This window comes from Peribacillus sp. NPDC097675, from assembly GCF_050277655.1.
Taxonomy (GTDB): domain Bacteria; phylum Bacillota; class Bacilli; order Bacillales; family DSM-1321; genus Peribacillus.
Genome location: NZ_JBNNSK010000006.1, coordinates 162,508 through 183,820, shown reverse-complemented (window position 1 = coordinate 183,820; position 21,313 = coordinate 162,508). Strand labels below are relative to the sequence as shown.

Annotated in this window: 17 protein-coding genes, 1 pseudogene and 1 riboswitch; of the genes and pseudogenes, 12 read left to right on the top strand and 6 right to left on the bottom strand. The window is 38.2% G+C overall.

Going from position 1 to position 21,313, the window contains the following annotated elements; all coding sequences use genetic code 11:
- The first annotated feature begins 21 nt into the window (after positions 1-21).
- Positions 22-1,296, top strand: coding sequence for an MFS transporter (locus tag ACQKL5_RS10960; protein ID WP_427608699.1), 1,275 nt, complete (start codon positions 22-24; stop codon positions 1,294-1,296).
- Between the two features lie 66 nt (positions 1,297-1,362).
- Here the strand turns inward: ACQKL5_RS10960 and ACQKL5_RS10955 are convergent, their stop codons facing one another.
- The gene (locus ACQKL5_RS10955) at positions 1,363-1,530 is read right to left on the bottom strand and encodes a hypothetical protein (RefSeq protein ID WP_427608697.1); all 168 of its coding nucleotides are present in this window, start codon (positions 1,528-1,530) and stop codon (positions 1,363-1,365) included.
- Between the two features lie 192 nt (positions 1,531-1,722).
- Between ACQKL5_RS10955 and ACQKL5_RS10950 the strand changes: the two genes are divergently transcribed.
- From ACQKL5_RS10950 to ACQKL5_RS10940, 3 genes are all read left to right on the top strand, one after another.
- Complete coding sequence (locus tag ACQKL5_RS10950) at positions 1,723-2,610, top strand: hypothetical protein (RefSeq protein ID WP_427608695.1); 888 nt, start codon at positions 1,723-1,725, stop codon at positions 2,608-2,610.
- A 231-nt stretch (positions 2,611-2,841) separates the two neighbouring features.
- Complete coding sequence (locus ACQKL5_RS10945) at positions 2,842-4,074, top strand: Zn-dependent hydrolase (protein ID WP_427608693.1); 1,233 nt, start codon at positions 2,842-2,844, stop codon at positions 4,072-4,074.
- A 265-nt stretch (positions 4,075-4,339) separates the two neighbouring features.
- Positions 4,340-4,531: a hypothetical protein gene (locus ACQKL5_RS10940; RefSeq protein WP_427608691.1), complete on the top strand. Its 192-nt coding sequence runs from the start codon at positions 4,340-4,342 to the stop codon at positions 4,529-4,531.
- A gap of 171 nt (positions 4,532-4,702) precedes the next feature.
- Here the strand turns inward: ACQKL5_RS10940 and ACQKL5_RS10935 are convergent, their stop codons facing one another.
- Positions 4,703-5,413 carry a class I SAM-dependent methyltransferase gene (locus ACQKL5_RS10935; protein ID WP_427608689.1) on the bottom strand — a complete coding sequence of 237 codons (711 nt, stop codon included), beginning with the start codon at positions 5,411-5,413 and terminating at the stop codon, positions 4,703-4,705.
- A gap of 163 nt (positions 5,414-5,576) precedes the next feature.
- On the opposite strand from ACQKL5_RS10935, the gene ACQKL5_RS10930 reads away from it, so the two are divergent.
- Positions 5,577-5,843: a hypothetical protein gene (locus ACQKL5_RS10930; protein ID WP_427608687.1), complete on the top strand. Its 267-nt coding sequence runs from the start codon at positions 5,577-5,579 to the stop codon at positions 5,841-5,843.
- 189 nt (positions 5,844-6,032) lie between these two features.
- Here the strand turns inward: ACQKL5_RS10930 and ACQKL5_RS10925 are convergent, their stop codons facing one another.
- A complete protein-coding gene (locus ACQKL5_RS10925; protein ID WP_427608685.1) occupies positions 6,033-7,712 on the bottom strand; it encodes a methyl-accepting chemotaxis protein in 1,680 nt (559 codons plus the stop codon).
- 1 nt (position 7,713) lies between these two features.
- Positions 7,714-9,357, bottom strand: a complete 1,644-nt coding sequence (locus ACQKL5_RS10920; protein WP_427608802.1) for a pyridoxal phosphate-dependent decarboxylase family protein — start codon at positions 9,355-9,357, stop codon at positions 7,714-7,716.
- A 186-nt stretch (positions 9,358-9,543) separates the two neighbouring features.
- Positions 9,544-9,633: riboswitch (cyclic di-GMP riboswitch) on the bottom strand.
- Between the two features lie 340 nt (positions 9,634-9,973).
- On the opposite strand from ACQKL5_RS10920, the pseudogene ACQKL5_RS10915 reads away from it, so the two are divergent.
- Positions 9,974-10,327, top strand: a pseudogene (locus tag ACQKL5_RS10915) (sporulation protein).
- Between the two features lie 117 nt (positions 10,328-10,444).
- On the opposite strand, the gene ACQKL5_RS10910 reads toward ACQKL5_RS10915, so the two are convergent.
- On the bottom strand, positions 10,445-11,164 hold the full coding sequence (locus ACQKL5_RS10910) for a class I SAM-dependent methyltransferase (protein ID WP_427608683.1): 720 nt from the start codon (positions 11,162-11,164) through the stop codon (positions 10,445-10,447).
- A 228-nt stretch (positions 11,165-11,392) separates the two neighbouring features.
- On the opposite strand from ACQKL5_RS10910, the gene ACQKL5_RS10905 reads away from it, so the two are divergent.
- The gene (locus ACQKL5_RS10905; protein WP_427608681.1) at positions 11,393-13,345 is read left to right on the top strand and encodes a GTP-binding protein; all 1,953 of its coding nucleotides are present in this window, start codon (positions 11,393-11,395) and stop codon (positions 13,343-13,345) included.
- A 48-nt stretch (positions 13,346-13,393) separates the two neighbouring features.
- Here ACQKL5_RS10905 and ACQKL5_RS10900 read toward each other — a convergent pair whose 3' ends face one another.
- Positions 13,394-14,059 carry a lysozyme family protein gene (locus tag ACQKL5_RS10900; protein ID WP_427608680.1) on the bottom strand — a complete coding sequence of 222 codons (666 nt, stop codon included), beginning with the start codon at positions 14,057-14,059 and terminating at the stop codon, positions 13,394-13,396.
- Positions 14,060-14,356: 297 nt separating this feature from the next.
- Here ACQKL5_RS10900 and map point away from each other — a divergent pair, with 297 nt between their 5' ends.
- The 5 genes from map to ACQKL5_RS10875 all read left to right on the top strand — a co-directional run bounded on the left by map (position 14,357) and on the right by ACQKL5_RS10875 (position 21,009).
- Positions 14,357-15,103 (top strand): type I methionyl aminopeptidase, encoded by a 747-nt coding sequence (gene map, locus ACQKL5_RS10895; RefSeq protein ID WP_427608679.1) that lies wholly within the window; start codon positions 14,357-14,359, stop codon positions 15,101-15,103.
- Positions 15,104-15,358: 255 nt separating this feature from the next.
- Positions 15,359-16,111, top strand: a complete 753-nt coding sequence (locus ACQKL5_RS10890; protein ID WP_427608677.1) for a helix-turn-helix transcriptional regulator — start codon at positions 15,359-15,361, stop codon at positions 16,109-16,111.
- Between the two features lie 135 nt (positions 16,112-16,246).
- Positions 16,247-17,503, top strand: a complete 1,257-nt coding sequence (locus ACQKL5_RS10885; protein ID WP_427608675.1) for a GTPase family protein — start codon at positions 16,247-16,249, stop codon at positions 17,501-17,503.
- A 116-nt stretch (positions 17,504-17,619) separates the two neighbouring features.
- On the top strand, positions 17,620-18,765 hold the full coding sequence (locus ACQKL5_RS10880) for an acyl-CoA dehydrogenase family protein (RefSeq protein WP_427608800.1): 1,146 nt from the start codon (positions 17,620-17,622) through the stop codon (positions 18,763-18,765).
- Between the two features lie 255 nt (positions 18,766-19,020).
- Positions 19,021-21,009 (top strand): acetoacetate--CoA ligase, encoded by a 1,989-nt coding sequence (locus ACQKL5_RS10875; protein ID WP_427608673.1) that lies wholly within the window; start codon positions 19,021-19,023, stop codon positions 21,007-21,009.
- Positions 21,010-21,313 lie beyond the last annotated feature (304 nt).

Genomic DNA, 21,313 nt, shown 5'->3' with positions numbered 1-21,313 from the left:
TAGAAGAAAAGGCGGTCTTATATGGAACAAGGAGCTAAAGGCGTATTCTATGGTTGGTATGTTGTATTATGTGGCTTTTTTATAATGTTTGCCGCTTACTCCATAATAAATTCGTTACACAGCTTATTCATGGTTTCAGTTACTGAAGATTTAGGGATAAGCAGGACGACTTTTTCCATTGCCCTTTCGATTGCCGGTCTAGGAGTGGCAGTAGCTTCCCCATTCATGGGAAGGCTACTGGCTAAAGGGAATATGAGACTGATTATGTCGATTTGTGTAGTGGTGGCAGGAGTGGGCTTCATGTCATATTCGTTAGCCAATTCGGCTCTATACTTTTGCATCGTTGGATTTATGATTGGTATCTGTGTGGCAGGTTTTTCGAATATCCCCATCTCGATTATGGTAACGAACTGGTTTTATGAGAAAAAGGGAAAAGCCATGGGTTTTGCCTTTGCTGGATCAGGTATAGGAGCTGCTGTGCTTAGCCCTGTCCTGACTACCATCATCACAAACTATGGGTGGAGAACAGCGTATGTTATAGCTGGGCTCCTTCTCATTATCTTAACACTGCCTTTTATCTTACTTTTTGCCAAGAAAAGTCCTTCTGAAAAAGGACTTGTACCACTTGGTGCTGATAAAATGAATTCAACTGAGAACATAGAAACGGAAAAGAGCGGCTTAACGATGGGCGAAGCGAAAAAGACAGCTATGTTTTGGATCTTTGTGCTAGGAATCGTAAGTTTTGCATTGGTAGCAGGCGGCGTACAGATGCATATTCCCGCTTATCTAATAGACATTGGCCATCCGGCACTCTTTGCTGGAACGATTTTTGGTCTACTTTCTCTTTCAAATACAGTGGGAAAGTTGATTTTAGGTGCCGTATTGGATAAGTTCGGAACTGCAGGAGGAGCAATCTATGTAGGAATATGTATGTCAATCTCTATGGTAGCCCTTCTTTTGGCTAAAGGACAAGCTTTCGCATATATATTTGCCATAGCATTTGGTTTTAGTGTGGTTATTTCGACATTAGGACCACCATTCATGACAAATGATATTTTTGGAAGCAAAGATTTCGGCGCAATTTTCGGAATCGTACAGGTATTCTTTGTTGCTGCAGGCTCCTTAGGCGTCATAGTTTCCGGCTTAATTTATGATCTCACTGAAAGTTACCGTGTAGCCTGGTTCTTTTTCCTTGGTTTATTTATCTTCAGTATGATTTGTGTGCTAATTGCTAATGGCATGAAAGGAAAAACGAAAGATAAATATACAATGGAGTCCAATAAAGAAATCATATAATAAGTTAGTTTTCCCTGAAAAATATATTAAAAAGACACTATTTCCATATTAGTGTCTTTTCTTTCGTTAGGGAATGAAAGGGGAAGAAATTAAAACTGATTTTCTCCATTCATCATCTTCCAAAGGCACGCCATCTATGCTGATATAATTTACAATAAGTTCACCATGTACAAGTGCACCAACTATATTAATTGAATTGATAACCTCGTTAAAATCAATTTCATCTGTATCCAAGAGGACAGTCGGTGCAACGTCATAATCTTTTAGCTTATTAGTTGATTAGGGCCAATATTCAATTCTATTCCAATCTCTAAGTACTACTAAGTCATCACGGAGCTACTTTTCTTCTTTGTTTATAACCTCTACAAGTAAACAGTCTTTTGATACAATGATTTTATCAGTAATTCTTCATAAGGAGAGATAATCTTGGAAGCCTTTCAAAGAAAATTGAATCATAATCGGGATGAATATAGAAGGAATATGTGGGCTAAACATCGTGAGCAGGTTACAGAATTATTCAATACCGCTCTTTCAAAACAAGCTTCGGTTGACAAAATAGGAATTATTGGAGCGGGCAATTGTGATGATTTGGATTTAGATCATCTGGCAACTAAATGTAACTTGATATATTTATTCGATATAGATAAAGAGAGCATGATAAATGGCATCAAGAACTTCTCAGAAAGTACTCAATGCAAAATTCAACTCGTTGAATGTGATGTGAGCGGGTTGGAAAAAGTGAATTTTGAACAAATACTAACTTCAATGTTGATGAATGGTGAAAGGACCGAGAACATCGTAGAATTCTTAAAGAAAACGAATGGTCAATTATCAGAAATCATACATAATGAGTTTGCTGAATATATTGGTTCTTTTGATATTTTCGCAACATCGGCCATTTATACCCAGTTGTTTTATAACTGGGCGTTAGATACTCTTGAGAATAATAACCACCACTATGAACAAATGGATTTAATCAGAATTAAAGATGGATTTTTGGATGTAAGAGATCAGATTGTCCTAAATTTGCAGGAATTATCTTTCAAATGCTGTACTCCAAAAGGCTTCTATATTACATGGTCCGATATTTTGCAGATGAAACCTGAATATATACAAACCATTAATCAAGGAATTAACGCTATCTTTTCATTAGCTTCCAATGTCGGGTATGGGGCCGCTTTACTTGCCATCCAGGATTATATGGGAAAAGTGAATCGAAGGGAATTTTCCTTGCGCCATTGGGTATGGGACTTCCATGAAGATAAGCAGTATTTAACAATCGGTCTTGTGGGGAAAAAGGAGCAATGCAATTAGATCTTTCTAGGTGTTAAGAAAGAGAGAAAGAAGATTTAAAAGGGCTTTTTCTCTTTCTTATTTATCTTGTATTCCCTTAAACCAGTGAAAATAGATAAAAGGTATAAAAAAATAAATAAACAATTAACCTTTTGTCTAATGAGTGTAATAGTTAGTAGAGTTATAATGAAAGGAATAATCTGAAAATAAAGAAAAATAGCCATGCGATTTAGTCGAAGGGAGACATGCTCTATGAAAAAACAAAAACTACTGATTAATGGTAAGAGGTTAAGTGATTCGCTTGAAAAATTTGCGGATTTTGGACGCACTGAAAATAATGGAGTTACGCGCCTGTCATTGACGGATGAAGACCGTTTAGTTAGAGACTACTTCGTTTCTTGCTGTGAAGAGTTGGGAATGTCGATTAAAGTGGATGATATGGGCAATATATACGCTACTTTAGCAGGCGTTGAGAACAAGCCACCGATCGTTATGGGTTCGCATATGGATACCGTGAAAAAAGGCGGTCGATTCGATGGAATCCTTGGGGTGGCTGCTGGGTTGGAAGTGGTTCGTACATTAGTGGACAATGATATCAAACCACAAGTTCCAATCACAATCGTCAATTTCACAAATGAAGAGGGAGCAAGATTTGAACCTTCTATGATGGCCTCGGGAGTCCTTTCTGGGAAATTTGAAAAAACTGCTATGATACAAAAAACGGATAGTGATGGAATTACGTTTGAAGAAGCATTGAACTCAATTGGCTATGCAGGAGATATTGAGTCACGACTAAAAGAGGCAACAGCATTTTTAGAATTACATATCGAACAAGGGCCTATACTTGAAAGAGAAGCATTGAAAATTGGTGTGGTGGAATGTGTTCTTGGAATGGTCTGCTATGAAATAGAAGTGACTGGAGAATCAGATCATGCTGGCACAACTCCTATGAATATGAGAAAAGACGCCTTCTTTACTACAAATAGTCTTGTCACAGAAGCCATTCAAAAGTTGGGTCTTCTTGATGAAGATTTAGTTTATACTATTGGCAGAGTAAATGTGTATCCCAATATTCATACGGTCATCCCGAATAAAGTGGTTTTTACGATCGAAGCGAGACATAAGGATCAACAAGTCATTGAACGGGTAGAAGATATAATAAAAGGACTTGTACAGTCAGACTCAAACGATAGCTGCGAAGTAAAGGCCACGAAGTTATGGGGCCGCGACACCGTTTGGTTTGATGAGTCACTTTGTGATTTGTTAGAACAATCGACTAATTCGTTGGGGTATTCCTATAAAAGGATGGTTAGTGGAGCGGGTCATGACGCTCAATTCATAGCTAGTTACATCCCTACTGCGATGGTTTTCGTTCCAAGTGTGAATGGGAAAAGCCATTGCGAAAACGAACTTACTTATTGGGAAGATTGTGAAAAAGGTGTGAATGTCATCTTAGAAACGGTTCTTGCAATACAAGCTAAATAGTCCCAAAAAGATACAGTACTAAATCTTTAACTGGTGTGTCCTAAAAAAGGCTAGATTTCATTTGAAATTATGCCTTTTTTATTGCAATTGACCATCTCGGGGAACGTACCTTTAAAGTTAACAGCTCGGTAATAGGAACTGTTTGATTTATTGGTATGCCTTTACAGGATTTACTTTTGTTCGAATATTCCATTAAAAGTATGTTAAGTTAATAGTAATTAGAGAGATGAGTACGGTACTTGTAAAGATGTGTAGGGGGATTAAGATGAAATTTTCTATGATAGTAGTATTCATCATCATGATTATTGCCTTAATTGGAACCATGGCTTTAGGAGGGAAAAGTGATGATAATTACTCCGGAGAAGTTAGGGGCAATTTAACCAGACTAACATGGATTTATGCAGCCCTGGGAATTGTTTTAGCTCTAGGAGTAGGCCTTTATGTGGCTATTGTATAAGTATGGGGGGCTGTCCCAAAAGGTGTAATTACACCGAAATTGTATAAATAATAAAAGGCAGAAACGTTGATTTAACAACATTTCTGCCTCTTTGTTTTTGCGAAATTCACTGGAATAAGGACTTATTAGACAGCCCCATTTTATTTTGAATTGATACCAAGGATTACTTGGTTACTTCATTACTCTAAACACACCGAAACCTAAACTATTTCCATAAGTAAGGGTTATACGATAATGTTCTTCTAGTATCCTGTTATAGTCTTCGTTAGAAGGCAGGATCCTGGATTCAGTTGCTTTAGAATTCTTTAATTCTTCTAGTACCGTATTGGATTTTAAGATTTTCACCTGTGCAAATCCTTCTTTATCAAAGGCACTTATCCATTCTGGTTGGGTCAAGATTGATTTAAGATTATAGAAATTCATGATTTCTTTCCTTTGTTCCTCAGGTAAAATGCCCTCTGCTGTCATATCTATAGAAATCAGTGTTCCACCAGGTTTAAGGACACGATAGTATTCACGAATGGATGTTTGAATGTTAGTGAACGATGTTGAGGATTCGGCTATAATAAAATCAAAATAATTATTGGGGAATGGCATTTCTTCGATGGAACTCATATATACATTCACGGGTAAGTTACCTAGTTGAAATCTTTTCGTAGCTTGTTTCACCATTTCTGGATGATTATCCAGTGCATGAACCTGACAACCATAGGTTTCAGCTAAATATTGTGAAGTCTGGCCAATTCCACATCCAGCCTCGAGAACATTATCATATTCATTAATTTCTTCGTTCCTCAGAAGATGTCTGGTCAGTTCAAAACCTCCTGGATGAGCACCTTCCAATTCATAGAAGGCTAACGCGTCTTGATATGAATGGATCATTTCTGTTGTCTCCTTTTCCATGTAATTGATTTATAGTATGTCATGGATGTTATAGAGGATAGAGTTAATTAAATGCTTTTCAAATTTAGTAGGTGTTCATCTATGCAAGCTAGTCCCCTTATACATATCATGTAGAATCCAATATAAGGGGAGTGTTTAAAATATGGGTTATGATAATCAAAACTATTTTAATAGGTGCAACCAAGGAATCGGGAGACCGGTTGAGATCCGTACAAATAGAGGAACCATTCATAGGGGAATTATTCATCGGGTAACACCCAATCGAGTTTACATTCGTCCACTTGATAATCGAGGGAACCTTGGAGGATTTGGTTATGGTGGATATTATGGTGGGTTTGGATGGGGAGCAGCTTCTGGTTTTGCTTTTGGAGCAATAGCCTCGTTGGTCTTTTTAGCATTTCTATGGTGACTTATAATGATTTTAAAAAAACCTGATTGTCATTACTCAGGTTTTTTCCTTTTGAACTTACATGTCTGGAAAAGAGGGGATACTACCACTCAATGGGTTACAGACTTTTATATAATAAAAATCCTCTCTAATAATAGACTCGAAATCGCTAGTATTAGAGAGGATCTCTACATTTGAAAAGGTATTCTTTTATAGTTTGAATTTCTGAACAGCTTCACGTAAAACTTCGGCCATAGTGGCCAGGTTATTGGATGATGCTGCAATTTCTTGTATCGTTGCAGTCTGCTCTTCTGAAGCGGCAGCGACATTTTGCACGTTTCCTAAGGATTGAGTGGAAATGGCACTTAATTCTTCCATAGATTCGGATATATTTTGCATACCCTTATTCATGTCTTCTATCGAACTGTTTATGGCTAGGATTTTATTACTTACACCGTCCACTGAGTGTAGAATATCTCCGAAAGCCTGTCCGGCCTTTTCAAACGTTGAAAGTCCTTCTTCAAGTGAATGGTATCCTATAGACATAGATTCAACCGCATTTGTTGACTCAAGTTTAATCGTTTCTATCCTACTGCTGATTTCATTCGCAGCATTTTTCGATTGGTCAGCTAGTTTACGAACCTCACCTGCAACAACAGCGAATCCTTTACCATGTTCCCCTGCTCTTGCTGCTTCAATAGATGCATTCAAAGCTAGAAGGTTCGTTTGATCGGTAATTTGAGTTATCAGGGTAACAATATCACCAATTTCTTTCGTATAATCACTTAATCGGTAAACGATATCAGACGTTTTTTTTATTGTTTGGTACGTAACATTCATTTTTTCAACGGATGATTCTATGATTTTATTGCCGTTTACTGCAATTTCAGAAGCACTTTCAGAGCTTTCTGTCGCATCATTTACGCTTACGGTGATTTGTTGCATGCCATTTGTAATATAAGCAACGCTTTTATTCATTTCTACGATATGATGTGATTGATTTTCAGCTCCGGTCGCTACTTCTTGCATGGATTCGGTTACTTGAGAAACGGATGAACTCGTTTCCTCGGAACTGGCCATTAATTCCTCGGAAGTAGCGGCTACCTGCTCGGCATTTTCTGCTATCTGGTTTATAAGCCCATTTAAATCAAGAACCATTTTTTGAATTCCTGTTGAGAGCTGGGCAATTTCATCTTTTCCATTGATATGCATTTCTTTAATGGATAAATCTCCATCTGCCACTTCATTCACGTAGTTTCGAATGGAGATTAGTGGATTTGTAATCTTTTTACTGATAATGTATGCAATCACAAAACCTAATCCAACGAAAATAATTGTTAAGGCAATAGAAATTGTGAAAACCATAGACTTAAGGTCTTTAATAAAAGAAGCATCCATATCTATTCCAAAAATCATGTTCGTTCCTTCGAAAGGAATGAAAATTGACTTATGGGTGCCAAATTCATCATCGTAAATCGAACTATATTCTATTGTTCCATTCTTGAGTGATTTCCTCATTTCATCTGAGAAAGGATAATCCGTACCTTGATCATCGGTATTGCTTAAAGCGACAATATATTCTTTGCTACCAGTCTTTGCAAGTACATAAGTATTTTCAACGTTATGCTTTTGTTGATACTTTTCTAAAATCATTTTTAGTTGCGCGTATTTATCTTTCTCATCGCTATTTGCTCCTTCTACAAGTGTAGTATCGATGTCTTTCAACGAATCTTCAGCAATCAGCTTTAAGCTTTTCTCAAATTGAACAATTACATGTTGATTGATGATGTTCATTGATAAAAAGTACAAAGTAAGGCTGAAAAGGATTGAAAAGATAGCAATAGGGATGACGAAACTTGAAATATATTTAATAAGAATCGAATTTTTCATCTTAGAGAACATATGCAGTTTCTTTTTTCTCTATTTTTTTCAAGGCACTTTCAAAAGCTCCCACAATATTGTCTAAATGTTCGACTTCTGTATATGGAGAAATTGAGAAGAACTTCGCCGCATAGATAGGTAAACGCTCATCTGAATTGACAGCATCGACAAGACATTGTCTTTTTGTATCTCCAAAGAATACTTCTTCCCGGTTTTCTCCAAGGATTTCAAAAAGTTCATAATTATAATCATTTGTTTTTTGTATTTGTTCTTGAGTTGCTTCTCCGTTCAGTTCAAGGTCCCAGTTAGCACCATCTTCATATATTCTGATGGTAGTAATTGGCCCGATGTTCTCCGAATTTGTAATACTCATATTCGGAATTCTTGCTGCCAGTTTCTTTCTGAACGCAAGATTGACTCGGACGTAATTTGCAAGAATCTGTTGGTACCCTTCAACGCCAAATGAGAGTAAGGCTGCATAAATGGCAATTGAGCTTCCCATACGAGAACATTCCAATGTATATCCTGTATGATAGCTGCCGTAGCCACGATTTCCAACATAAGGAGTCTCGAATTCTTCCAGATCAAGTAAACCTAGATCACTTCCATTTTTCACTAAAAATAGACTAGTTAGATAAGGTGTTTGTCCGAGTTTTTGAAAGTCAAAACATAAGCTGTCAGCTACATAGAGGTATTGCATCCTTTCGTTGATGGCATTCAGACTGTTCAATACATCTTCTTCAAAGTTAAGCGGGTTTTGTATGAAATCATATTCACGGAACAGGCTGTAAAAACCGCCTAATGCAGAATCGGCATGTATGTGAATTGGTTTTAAGTTATACTTTTCTTCCATTTTAGTTGTTATAGCCTTCACGGATTGAACATCATCAATCCCGAAACAATCGGTCGTACCTGTTGTTGCAACGATGTAAACAGGAATCCCGCCATTATTGATTGTTTCCTCCAGCTTCATTTGTAAATCTTCCATATCCATGGAATGATCTTTCCCAGCTTTAACACGAATCAGATGATTGCTTCCGATTCCAACCGCTTCTACAGATTTTAACAAGCTATAGTGAGCATTTTCAGAGGCAAAACAATATAAGTTATTGGGAACACCTTCTTCTTTTGCTTTCGGAAATTGTTTCGCAACGGCAACCCTAAGACCGCTGAATACAGCTCCTTGGCCACCCCATGTTGTATATCCCCAACTCTTAGTGTGATCATATCCAACCAGTTTTGACATCATGGTTATGACCTTGACTTCTGTCTCGGCTGCTGCCGGTCCATATACATCCCAAAGATTGTTACCGTTTAATAGTGAGTTAGTCAAATTACCAATAATACCAGGAATGCTGGCCATAGGTAAAACATTCGTAACAAAATTCCTTGTATGATAAGGATGTCCCTTAGTAAGTTTTATCAGTTCATCCAATACCAGATCCATCTCAAGACCGGTATTTGGCGTTTTTTCATTCTCAATAATCTCTTTATAAAAGTCATCACTCTTTTCTTGTATGGGTCCTAAAGTTGATTTGTTTGGATCTTTCGAACTGTCGATGGCCATGATGATTTTTTCTATATAAGACAAAAAGGTCACCTGTTCAAATTGATTACCATCTTCACTTGGAAATAGTTGCTGTACGTCTTTCATATTCATAGTTTCTCCTCCAATAGATACTTAAATCATAAAATAAATCTAGTTCTTATAGCCTATGTGGTGCGTTTGAATGCAAAAAAAAATACGGCTATAAAAAAACATATAATCCTAGGTAAAAAGGTTCGTATAAAAAGTCTTTTTAGACAGGATTGTTGAGTACTATACCTATTAAAGAAGATATATTGCAACCCAGCCGCCATAGAATTCTCATTCCTCCTTAGACCTGTGGCTTTGCGCCCTCACTTTTCAATGAGTTTGCCTATAGTTATGTTAAGAAAATAATTTCCTCAAGTGTATATATCGTCACTAGTATTGTATTGTTGAGAAATATTTTAAAAAAATTATCTAGTAAAATTTAACATTGTATATTGTGACAAAGAAACGGTTAATTAAAGGAAGATTTAGAAAATTTTGATGTTAACCTATATTAAATGCATCACAAAGGAGAAAGATTGTAGATTGGAAAGTAGAATGCAGGTATATTCAGTAACTATATAAATATATTAAAATACACGAAGAATGATGATATTGGATAAAAATAAAACTAAAGGATTGATTGTAAAGATAAAAATTCATTATTGTGTGGCTACAGACCGGATTAGATATAAGCATGGCAATTAATTCACAAGATGGGGATTATATTGAGATTCAACCGCATCCGCTTGTATATGCCTTTTTGCAAGCAGTGAAAATTCTTGGCTTTCACTTACGTAAGACAGAAGCTAAAAAAGCACCAGGTTATCTTCGAGCAAGATTACCATTCGCACAATAGTTTGAATTTAAACCAACAAGCGGATCATTCAGAGGTCGATTGGATGAATTGGAGGCAGTATTCTTTATTTCTGAAAATCGAGTGGATGTTATTATTCAAGCAGATAGAAAAGGCGGTTTTTTGCAGAAAAATTTGATATGGATGAGAGCCATGTCCGCTTTTCATACGGAACGAGCGATGTCCCAAGATTGAAAAACTATTGTCTGATCTTATCAGTAAATATAGTTGACTGGAGACACCTAGTAATTTACTAGGTGTTTCAAGGTTCAATAAATGCCTTTCTGGTTTTCTACTAGTCCGATATGATGATTACTTGCTCGCCCTAAACACCCGGTAACCAAGGCTATTTCCATGAGTGAGCATAAGACGATAATGTTTTTTGATGATATCATTTAATGTTCCTTTGATAAGCGTTGAGTTGCTTGAGCGTTGGTTGGCAGCAGAATATTTCTTTAACTCTTCTAAAACTGTATTTGAATGAAGGATTTCCGTTTTTTTAAATCCTTGTTCTCTAATGGCACTAATCCATTCCGCTTCAGTCGGGATATGTTTGAGTTTATAGAAATTCATCAATTCATTCTTCAGGTTGAGACCTAATGTAATTTCTGCTGTCATATCAATCGAAATCAAGTTCCCCCCCAGTTTTAGCACCCTGAAATATTCAGCAAGGGACTTTTGGATATCTGTAAAACCGGTAGTGGATTCCGCTATGATATAGTCAAAGTGGTTTGCGGGAAACGGCAATTCTTCTAAGGAACCCATAAAAACCTGAATGGGTAGCTGGGCTTGGTGAAACCGCTTGGCAGCACGTTTAACCATTTGCGGATGATTATCCAATGCATAGACGTTACAATTAAAGGTTTCTGCCAAGAATTGAGATGTTTGACCTATCCCACATCCTGCATCGAGAATTGTGGTAAGCGGGTCAATTCTTTCCTTCATCAGGATACTTGTAGTCAAATCGAAACCACCTGGATGTGCACCTTCAATTCCATAGAAGGCTAAGGCATCTAGATATGATTGATGCATAATATTTTATCTCCTTTGGTGTAGTCACACATTTATTTTATGCTTTAAAATATAAGAGTGACTTCTTCAACTTCATTATATTTATGTACGTTACATGTTACATCGAAGTAATCCTATGAGCAGCACGTATAGGAAGGTAAGGTGTTTCTAGCGTATACTCGTTATTGAATGAAGAATAGAAAAACAGATAAGGGGTTTAAGAGTAAACTCCATGGAAGAAGGCAAAAAATGAATAAGACGATTGGAATTTTAGCGCATGTAGATGCTGGGAAAACAACATTTTCCGAACAGCTTCTTTTCTGTACGAATAGCATTAAACAAAGAGGGCGCGTCGACCATCAGAATTCTTTCCTTGATAGCCATGAGATCGAGAGGCAGCGGGGAATCACTGTGTTTGCGGATCAAGCCAGGTTTACTTACCATGATTCCAATTATTATTTAATTGATACTCCGGGCCATGTCGATTTTTCGCCGGAGATGGAACGGAGCATTCAGGTGATGGATTATGCAATCATCATTGTTAGTGCCGTGGAAGGGATAGAGGGGCATACGGAAACGGTTTGGGAGCTTCTGAGAAAACATCACATACCCACCTTCTTTTTTATCAATAAAATTGACCGTGTAGGTGCGGATGTGGATACAGTGATCAAAGATATACAAATGTATCTGACCAAGGATGTCTGTAACATCACTGATTCTTTCGTACAGGGTGAAATGAAGGAAGAGCTTGTTGAATTTGTCGCTGAACGTAATGAAGCCCTTCTGGAGAGCTATTTGGAGCACGGTTATGATCAAGATCTGTGGCTTACTACGATGAAGGATATGATTCATGATAATAAATTGTTTCCTCTTGCATGTGGCTCAGCACTCCAAGGGGTTGGAGTAGAAAGCTTTTTGAAAAAAATAGATCAGTTAACTACCACTGACTATCGAAATCAAGAACCATTTGCTGGGCGCGTCTATAAAATTCGTCATGATGAAAATGGGACGAAAATCACTTTTATCAAAGCAATGAGCGGTGCTTTAAAGGTTCGAGATGAAATCGAGTATGGAAAAGCAGAAGATTCAATCGTCGAAAAGGTCACCCAAATACGCGTCTATAATGGTAGGACGTTCAAAAATGTCAATCAGGTTGAGGCAGGGGAACTCTTTGCGGTGACAGGTTTATCCGAGACTTCAGTCGGTGACGGGATAGGTGCGTTAAAAGAGAAAGTTGTATATGAAATGGTACCGACATTAAAGTCAAAAGTTACATTCGAACCTACTGTAAATATCAAAGAAGCTTTACGACAGTTTCAAACCCTGAATGTCGAAGACCCTTCCTTGGATGTATCATGGGAAGAACGCTCACAAGAAATTCATATTTCTGTTATGGGAACCATACAGCTAGAAGTATTGGTACAAATAATCAAGGACCGTTTCCTATTAAATATCTCTTTTGAAAAGCCTGAAATCCTTTATAAAGAAACAATCGCTTCAGAATCTATAGGATATGGACATTTTGAGCCTTTGGGACATTATGCAGAAGTTCATCTTCAATTGAAGCCGGGAGAAAGAAATAGCGGCATTACATTCGAGAATAAATGTCATGCTGATGATCTCACGGTAGGAAATCAAAATGTCATTCGCCATCATCTTTTTGAACGAGAACATCATGGTTTACTAACAGGCGCTCCAATTACAGATATACAGGTGACACTACTCACAGGAAGAGCTCACAATAAGCATACATCAGGTGGGGATTTTAGAGAGGCTACATACAGGGCCTTAAGGCAAGGGTTGGAAAAAGTAGAAAATATCTTGCTGGAGCCTTTTTATCAATTTAAAATTAAAGTGGACCTGAATCAGATGGGGCGTGTACTATCTGATATTCAACAGGCATACGGAACTTTCGATTCACCGAAAACAGAAGGTGACAAAGCATTTTTAACGGGGGTTGTACCAGTCGCCACATTTATGGACTATAGCGGCGAATTGGCTTCTTTTACACAAGGGAAGGGATCTATAAACTTGAGCTTTGCTGGGTATGATCGCTGCCATGACCAAAATGAAGTCATTAAACGAACAGGTTATAATAAACATGCAGATCCCGATTACACCTCATCTTCCATTTTCTGTTCTAAAGGACAAGGCTATACGTTAACTTGGGAAGAGGCTGAGAGGAATATGCATGTTCTATAGGTGGGAGTCCTAATTAAAGGGCAAAAAAAGAGAAATCAGATGTAGCAGCTAAAATGCTTCATCTGATTTCTCTTCAATAGCAATGGCAGGTGTGCTGTTCTCAAGGGTATCCAGAATCTTTTCTACCTTATCACTATATGTAAAATCCCCGTAGCAATAAGGATAGCGGAAATTATCCTTATTCCCCCCACAATCATAGAGTTCGGGATTCTTTTCGACTTGAAGTGCAGAAAACTCCTTTGCTAACTCTTCCGTATGTTTACCACCGGAATTGGCAATAAAATCAATATAGCCAGTCCCCATGTTATAAGATTGGATGATTGTAGAAAAGTCCACATCCTTTTCATTTCCATATTCGATAACCTGCTGGAAATGTTTCACTCCATATTTAATGCTTTCATTAGGATCGGTAATTGTATTCGGGGCGAGGCCCGCTGATTCAGAAGCCTGCATGGGGTCTCCTCCCTTACCTCGACTTTCCTGTTGCATCACGGCAATTACTGTTAATGTTTGATCCTCAAGTCCATATTTTTTCAGTTCATCATGTATTTGCGTACTATATTTTTCAACGATTGCAAGCGAGTTCATCTTATTCAGGGGTGTAGATAGGTTTACTGAAAAGGGCATTTGCAATACTTGCTTTATAAAGAAAAAAGCAAAAAGTATCGTCCCTATTACAAGTATAGCCTTTGATTTTTTCCGTAATCTCCTCATATTCTCTCCTATTATCAAGTTGATCTTCTTCTATTCTAACAAAAAGAATGAGCAATAACTATTTTACTATTCTATTAATCTTTCTTAGCCATGCAATTTGAACAAAATAAAAATGTTCCTTGGGTTAAGACTCCGGTTTAATTTCCTGATTTAAGAAAAACCATTGTGAAAACCTTATCAATTTATTGTACCGTTGTTATTAACCGGTTTTTTGGTTGCTTTTTATATAAAAAAAGGCATATGATTAATAAGGAGACTCAACCAGAAAAGATATTATAAGATGAAAGAGGATTTTAAATGATTACATTAAAAAGTGAACGAGAAATACATTTGATGCATGAAGCGGGTAAGCTTCTTGCTGAGACGCATAGAGAAATTGCAAAAATGATCAAGCCAGGCGTTACGACTTGGGAAATTGAAGAGTTTGTGGAAAAATTCCTGGAGGAACATGGCGCAACACCAGAGCAAAAAGGCTATCAAGGGTATAAATACGCGACGTGTGCTTCAGTCAATGATGTAATCTGTCACGGTTTTCCTCAGAAGAAGCCGTTGAACGAAGGAGACATCGTAACAATTGACATGGTAGTTAGGCTTAATGGAGGATTGGCTGATTCAGCTTGGACCTATAGTGTTGGTGAAGTTTCCGAGGAAGCACAACGCTTGATGGACGTAACGAAAAATGCTCTATACAAAGGTATCGAGGCTGCACAAGTGGGCAATCGTCTTGGAGATATCGGGTATGCCATCCAATCGTATGCTGAAGGGGAAAAATTCTCGGTCGTACGTGATTTCACAGGACATGGAATCGGAAAAACGATGCATGAAGATCCAACCGTATTACATTACGGTAAACCTGGTAAAGGCGCTCGCTTGAAAGAAGGCATGGTCATTACGATTGAACCAATGTTGAATGCAGGAACATGGCATATGAAAGTGGATAAAGACGGTTGGACAGCAAGAACAACGGATGGCAAGCTTTCCGCTCAATATGAACATACAATCGTTATTACAAAAGAAGGTCCAATGATTCTCACTGAACAATAAGCAATAAAAAAGCGATGGCCGATATATAAGGTCATCGCTTTTTTATTTCATTACCCTAATTTATTCCATTAATTATCTCGACAGAATATTCTGTTTTATTCTGACACTAAAATAGATGGAACACATAGTTTATGTACTAAGTAATTAGGCATGAAACCCTTTACTATTTTGTAGGAGCACAGGATAATAAGAATAAGGAACCTGAATTTATTTTAACGAGTTGATGTGGTAGATAACATATAAGGGGGGTTGACAGTGAAAAAAGGGGAAAAACTATCTACAACGGTTGAATCTGTTGGACTAAGTCAGAGAGAATTCTTAACGATTTTTTTACTGCATTCTCTGACTGATAAAGCAAACTATCCACGTGCCATTCATCAAGATCTGAAAAATATGTTTACGGGTAAAGTGCATAGTTACGACTACTTATGTAAAATTTCTAATAATCTTGTCGAATCTGGCCATTTATCATTATATACGAATAAAGGAAGAAATTATTATCAGATGACGGAAAAAGGGAAAGAACTTTATACTTGGTACCAAAAGAATTTCCTGGAACGTTTTTCCGAAGTAAAAAAGGTCATCGACCGCTTCATGTTTGATTTAAAGGGATCTGGTACAAATCCCGCGGTGGTTAATGAGCTTCCTGAGGAATACCGCTCTTATTTTTCAAAAATCATTTCTGTTAAGGATTTAGTCCGTTATGTTACGTTGAAGGCAGCCTTCACAAAACGTCCCATTTATATGGGGGAAATTGCTGACCTGCTAAAAAATCAATTTGGTTGGATTGCCTCTAATGGGTACTTGTACGATTTATCCCATGAAATGGAGGAGACAGGATTACTTGTAGGCAGATGGGAAAGTGAGAAACGTACGAAGCGTTATTTACGAATTACGGATGAAGGGCAACATCATTATAAGCAAATTGCCGATTCGGCAGCCTATCAAGTGCAGGAAATCCAAAAGTACTTAGCAAGCGTAGTGACGTTTCTCGCAGAAAAATCCTAGTATTAAATTATCTCCTTACTTCCATAAGAACTAAATACCTAATGACTGAAAAATTTATCATTCCATGTATGTGCTTAAATTGAAACGTTCAGGGGTAAAGTTTTAGAAAACTGTTCTTAATAAGGGGGAATTTCCATGGAAGAAAAACGTGATGAAATGAGTAGTATATATACATTGATCAAAGGACAGGTCGATAAACTCCCAATTTCACAATCGAAAAAGAATAAGATGCTCGACCAACTCATGAAAGTAAAAACGATGACCGTAGATGCGAGAGAACCAAGGATTGCTCTTGTCGGGAGGCGTGGTTCAGGCAAGTCTTCTCTGATTAATTCAATGTTTGGTGAAAAACGGCAATATGTTAGTTCGGTCAAGTCGGGTACGGGTAAAGGTAAATGGTTGTGGTATCCTAGCGATGCCGAACCTAAAATCCGTTTACTGGACTCTCGTGGTTTAGGGGAAAGTGAAGCACCTACAGAAGAATTTGAAGAAGATACGCCATTGGATGAGTTGATTAACGCGGTTACAGGGGAACAGCCAGATGTATTTCTTTTCCTCATTAAAGCGAAAGAAACCGACTCTCGGATTGAAGAAGATTTAAAAGAACTAAACAAGTTACGGAAAATCGTTAAAAATAAACATCACTATGATGTCCCGGTAATCTGTGTGGTTACCCAAGTGGATGAACTGGATCCACCTCATTATAAACAAGTGCCTTTTGATGCTCACCCGAAGAAAAAGCAACATATAGATGAAGCGGTTTCACTAATGGAAAAGCGGTTTAAAGAAAGTGACATTCCGCTTTTGAATATCATTCCTATTTGTTCTTATATTGATTTTGATGAAAACGGTGATATCGATTACGATATGCGATGGAACATCGATGAATTATCCACCTACTTGATTGAGGCCTTACCCAGTGAAGCGAAATTAATGACGGCTAAGGCCATGCAAAGCCATTTCGTCAAAAAAAAATTCGCTCGGACAATTGTTAGTACGTTTACCGCGATTGCCAGTTTAATTGGTGCTGAACCCATCCCATTTGCTGATTTTCCCATATTAACAGGTATTCAAGGACTTATGATTGTTGTGATTGGATTTATCGCGGATAAAGAAATTAATACGAAAACAGCAAGTGAGTTCATTGCCGCTCTAGGCATTAATGTTGGATTAGGCCTCCTTGTTAGAGAAGGCGTACGTGCCGCAGTACGTCTGATCCCCGGCGCCGGCCTTGCTGTTTCTGGAGCGGTAGCGGGAGGCGTCACTTATGGGATTGGTCAGGCTGCCATCGCCTATTTCATTGAAGATAAAAACATGGAGCAAGCAAAAGAAGCATATAAACATGCAAATAAAGTATATGAAGACGAAGCAAAAGAAGAAATCATCCCTTAATCCATTCGATTAAGGGCACTTTCAACTTAAATAGATGACTAAATTGATAAGAAATAGGTGAGTTCTATTAATTCCACTCACATAAAATATATAGATTTACATATTAAGAAGGGATGATCATCATGTCGTTTTTTCAATCAGCGGAGCAAAAAAAATATATAGAAAAATTAGAGCAGGCTATCCAGTCCTTTCCGGAACGATCCGAAGCACTTGACGAATCAAAGGGTTTTCCTTTTGAAAACATTCAGGAGTTGAAGGATTTCGGTTATCCAATATTAACACTTGCGAAAGAATTTGGGGGTCAAGGCGGTTCTTTATATGATTTCCTCCTAGCCCAGGAAAAAATTGCAGAATATTGTGGGCCGACCGCATTAGGTATTGGCTGGCATGTTGGGACAGTTTTATCTTTAACAGAGAAACGTCCATGGAAAAAAGAAGTCATGGAGGAGTTTTTTAAGGAAGTGTCTAAAGGATCCCTCGTCAATACGGCTGCATCAGAAGCTGGTACTGGTAGCCCGACACGTGGGGGACGTCCAGAAACGACTGCCATCAAGAAAGGTGATCAATGGATACTGAATGGTAGAAAAACCTTTACTACGCTTTCGCCAGTCCTTGACATCTTTCTTGTAACCGCCTGGGTGACCGACGAAGAGCAGATGGGCACCTTCTTAGTCCACCGAGGTATTCAGGGAGTTACAATAGAAGAAACATGGGATATGATCTCCATGCAAGGCACAGGAAGTCATGATCTTATCTTAAATGAGGTTAGCCTACCAGAGAAGTACTATGTGATGCAGAAGGAGCCTGGTAAGAGGATACCGGAAGCTTGGCTGCTACACATTCCTGCTTGTTATTTGGGAATTGCAACCGCAGCGAGAAATTATGCAATTGAATTTGCGAAGACATACTCACCGAATAGTCTGCCTGGACCTATCCGTGACCTCCCTAATGTACAAAGAACAATTGGAGAAATAGAATTGGAATTAGCAGAGGCTCGCCATTTTCTTTATTCCGTCGCGGGAAAATGGGAAACACAACCTGAAAATCATGGGGAATTATCAAAAGAATTAGGTGCGGTTAAATTATCAGTCGTCAACAAATCCATTACTATTGTTGATAAAGCAATGAGAGTTGTTGGGGCAAAGAGCCTGCAGCGGACTAATCCCTTACAACGGTATTACCGGGATGTCCGAGCTGGACTTCATAATCCACCAATGGATGATGCTACGATTACAACGCTTGCAAAATCAGTACTTTATTAAAAAGAAACATATTCAGACACTGAAATAGAAGGTTCATTTCAGTGTCTTTTTTTTTGATTAAGTTAAGGGAAATCCTAAGATAATTCAAGCCAAAATACCATGAAGGTAAAATTAGAGTATTCAACCTTTTAACCCCTTGTAGATTGACGGTAGTTCAACAATCCCTTATCATCTAAATAAACTACCATTTTATTGAAAATTTCACTCAGGAAAAGTGGTTACACTGTTTTGTTTTATAGCGAAAGGGGAAATGATATGAAATCGCTCAAAGAGGGAGAAATCATTTGGAAACCGACGCAACAGCGCATTAAGCAAACAGGATTGACTCAGTATACAGACTGGTTAAAGGATAAGAAAGGGTTGGAATTTGATGACTATCAAGAGTTATGGAAATGGTCAGTCAATGAACTTGAGGAATTTTGGGCGTCCATATGGGATTATTGTGATGTAATAGCGACACGAAAGTATGATTCGGTTTTAGCGAATAAGACGATGCCTGGTGCAAAGTGGTTTGAAGGCGCGAGGCTAAATTATGCGGAGAATGCCTTAGCGAAAGAACATGCAGATAAACCAGCCATTTTCTTCCGTTCTGAGACTATCATAAAACAAGAAATCAGTTGGAAAGAGCTAAAAGAAAAGGTTGCCTCTGTCGCTCACTCATTAAGGAAACTAGGAGTGAAATCGGGTGATCGAGTTGTGGCTTACATGCCGAATATCCCCGAAACTGTCATTGCTTTCTTAGCTACAGCCAGTATCGGCGCCATCTGGTCTAGCTGTTCACCTGACTTTGGGGCAAGAAGTGTCATTGATCGCTTTAAACAGATAGAACCTGTTGTTTTATTTGCTGTTGACGGGTATCACTATAATGGCAAGTCCTTTGATAAAACGTCTGTCGTTTCACAGTTGCAAAAAGAATTGGTTACAGTCAAACATACAGTGCTGGTTCCTTACATAGACCAAAAGAATCTACAACAAAAACTAGAAAACACAATTTTATGGAAAATGCTTTTAAAAGAATCAGCGGAATTATCTTATGAAAGCGTTCCATTTGACCATCCACTTTGGATTCTCTATTCTTCAGGTACGACGGGCATGCCAAAACCGATTGTTCAAGGACATGGAGGTATTCTACTCGAGCATTTAAAAGCTACACGGCTTCATCAAGACATGACTTCGGAGGATACGGTATTCTGGTTTACCACGACAGGGTGGATGATGTGGAACCTGCTGATGGGGGGTTTAGTGAATGGAGCAACCATTGTCCTTTATGATGGCAGTCCTTCTTATCCTGATATGGAGACCCTCTGGCAATTGGCAGAAGATACAGGCATGACTTCCTTTGGAACAAGTGCCCCTTTTCTTACAAGTTCGATGAAACTAGGTATGAAACCAATCGGAAAATACAATCTAACAAAGTTAAATTCTCTATTTTCTACAGGAGCCCCTTTATCTAGTGATGCTTTTAAGTGGGTGTACAATAGCGTTAAAGAGGATATTTGGCTAAGTTCATCGAGTGGTGGGACAGATGTATGTTCTGGCTTTGTAGGGGGCGTGTCTATCCTTCCTGTTAGAATCGGAGAGATACAGGGACGCTCGTTAGGTGTTCATGTTGAATCATTTGATGAACAAGGGAATTCACTAATTAATGATGTAGGGGAACTGGTCATCACAAAACCTATGCCTTCCATGCCACTATATTTCTGGAACGATCAGGACGGCACACGATACTTCGATAGTTACTTTGATACTTATCCTGGTGTCTGGAAGCATGGGGATTGGATTAAAATCGATGATAAAGGCAGTTGTATCATTTACGGACGTTCCGATTCGACCATTAACCGTTCAGGTGTCCGTATGGGAACCAGTGATATTTATCGGGTCGTTGAAGCAATTGATGACGTGATGGAAAGTCTGGTGATTGATAGAGAAGTACTTGGTCGTGGCTCGTCCCTACTGCTATTTGTTGTGCTTAAGCAGGGGAAGGCACTTAATCCGGAACTGATTGCAAAAATCAAAGAGCAAATCAGGGAACATGTTTCCCCACGTTTCATACCGGATCAAATTTATCTTGTCGAACACATTCCAAAAACTTTGAACGGAAAGAAGATGGAAGTACCAATCCGGAAACTATTACTTGGTTTTGAGTTTGATAAAGTGGTGAATGCCGATTCCATGAGCAATCCAGAATCGCTACAATTCTTTAAAGAGTTGGCAGCCAAGTTGAATGAGGAAAAGATATTTTAAAATACGGGCGGGGTCTAAGGACTTCGTCTTCTTTTAGTACCGTGTATAGTTAGCAGAATGAAAGGTTTTATCAATAAATATTAACCAATAAGCGGAAAGAATATGAAATTTGGAGTTGATGCTGTTAAGACCTCTGTAATTGCTGAGGGATGTTTTTAAGAGGAAAGAGTTTTGATTAGTGTGTTGAGCCTCATTACCCACGTAATAGTCATGGATAATCGCTTTATGGCCGTGAGAGAGGTACCGAATCAGGATCAGGTAATAGACTGAAAGGCATGGGGAATCGATTTTTGTAGTACATTTC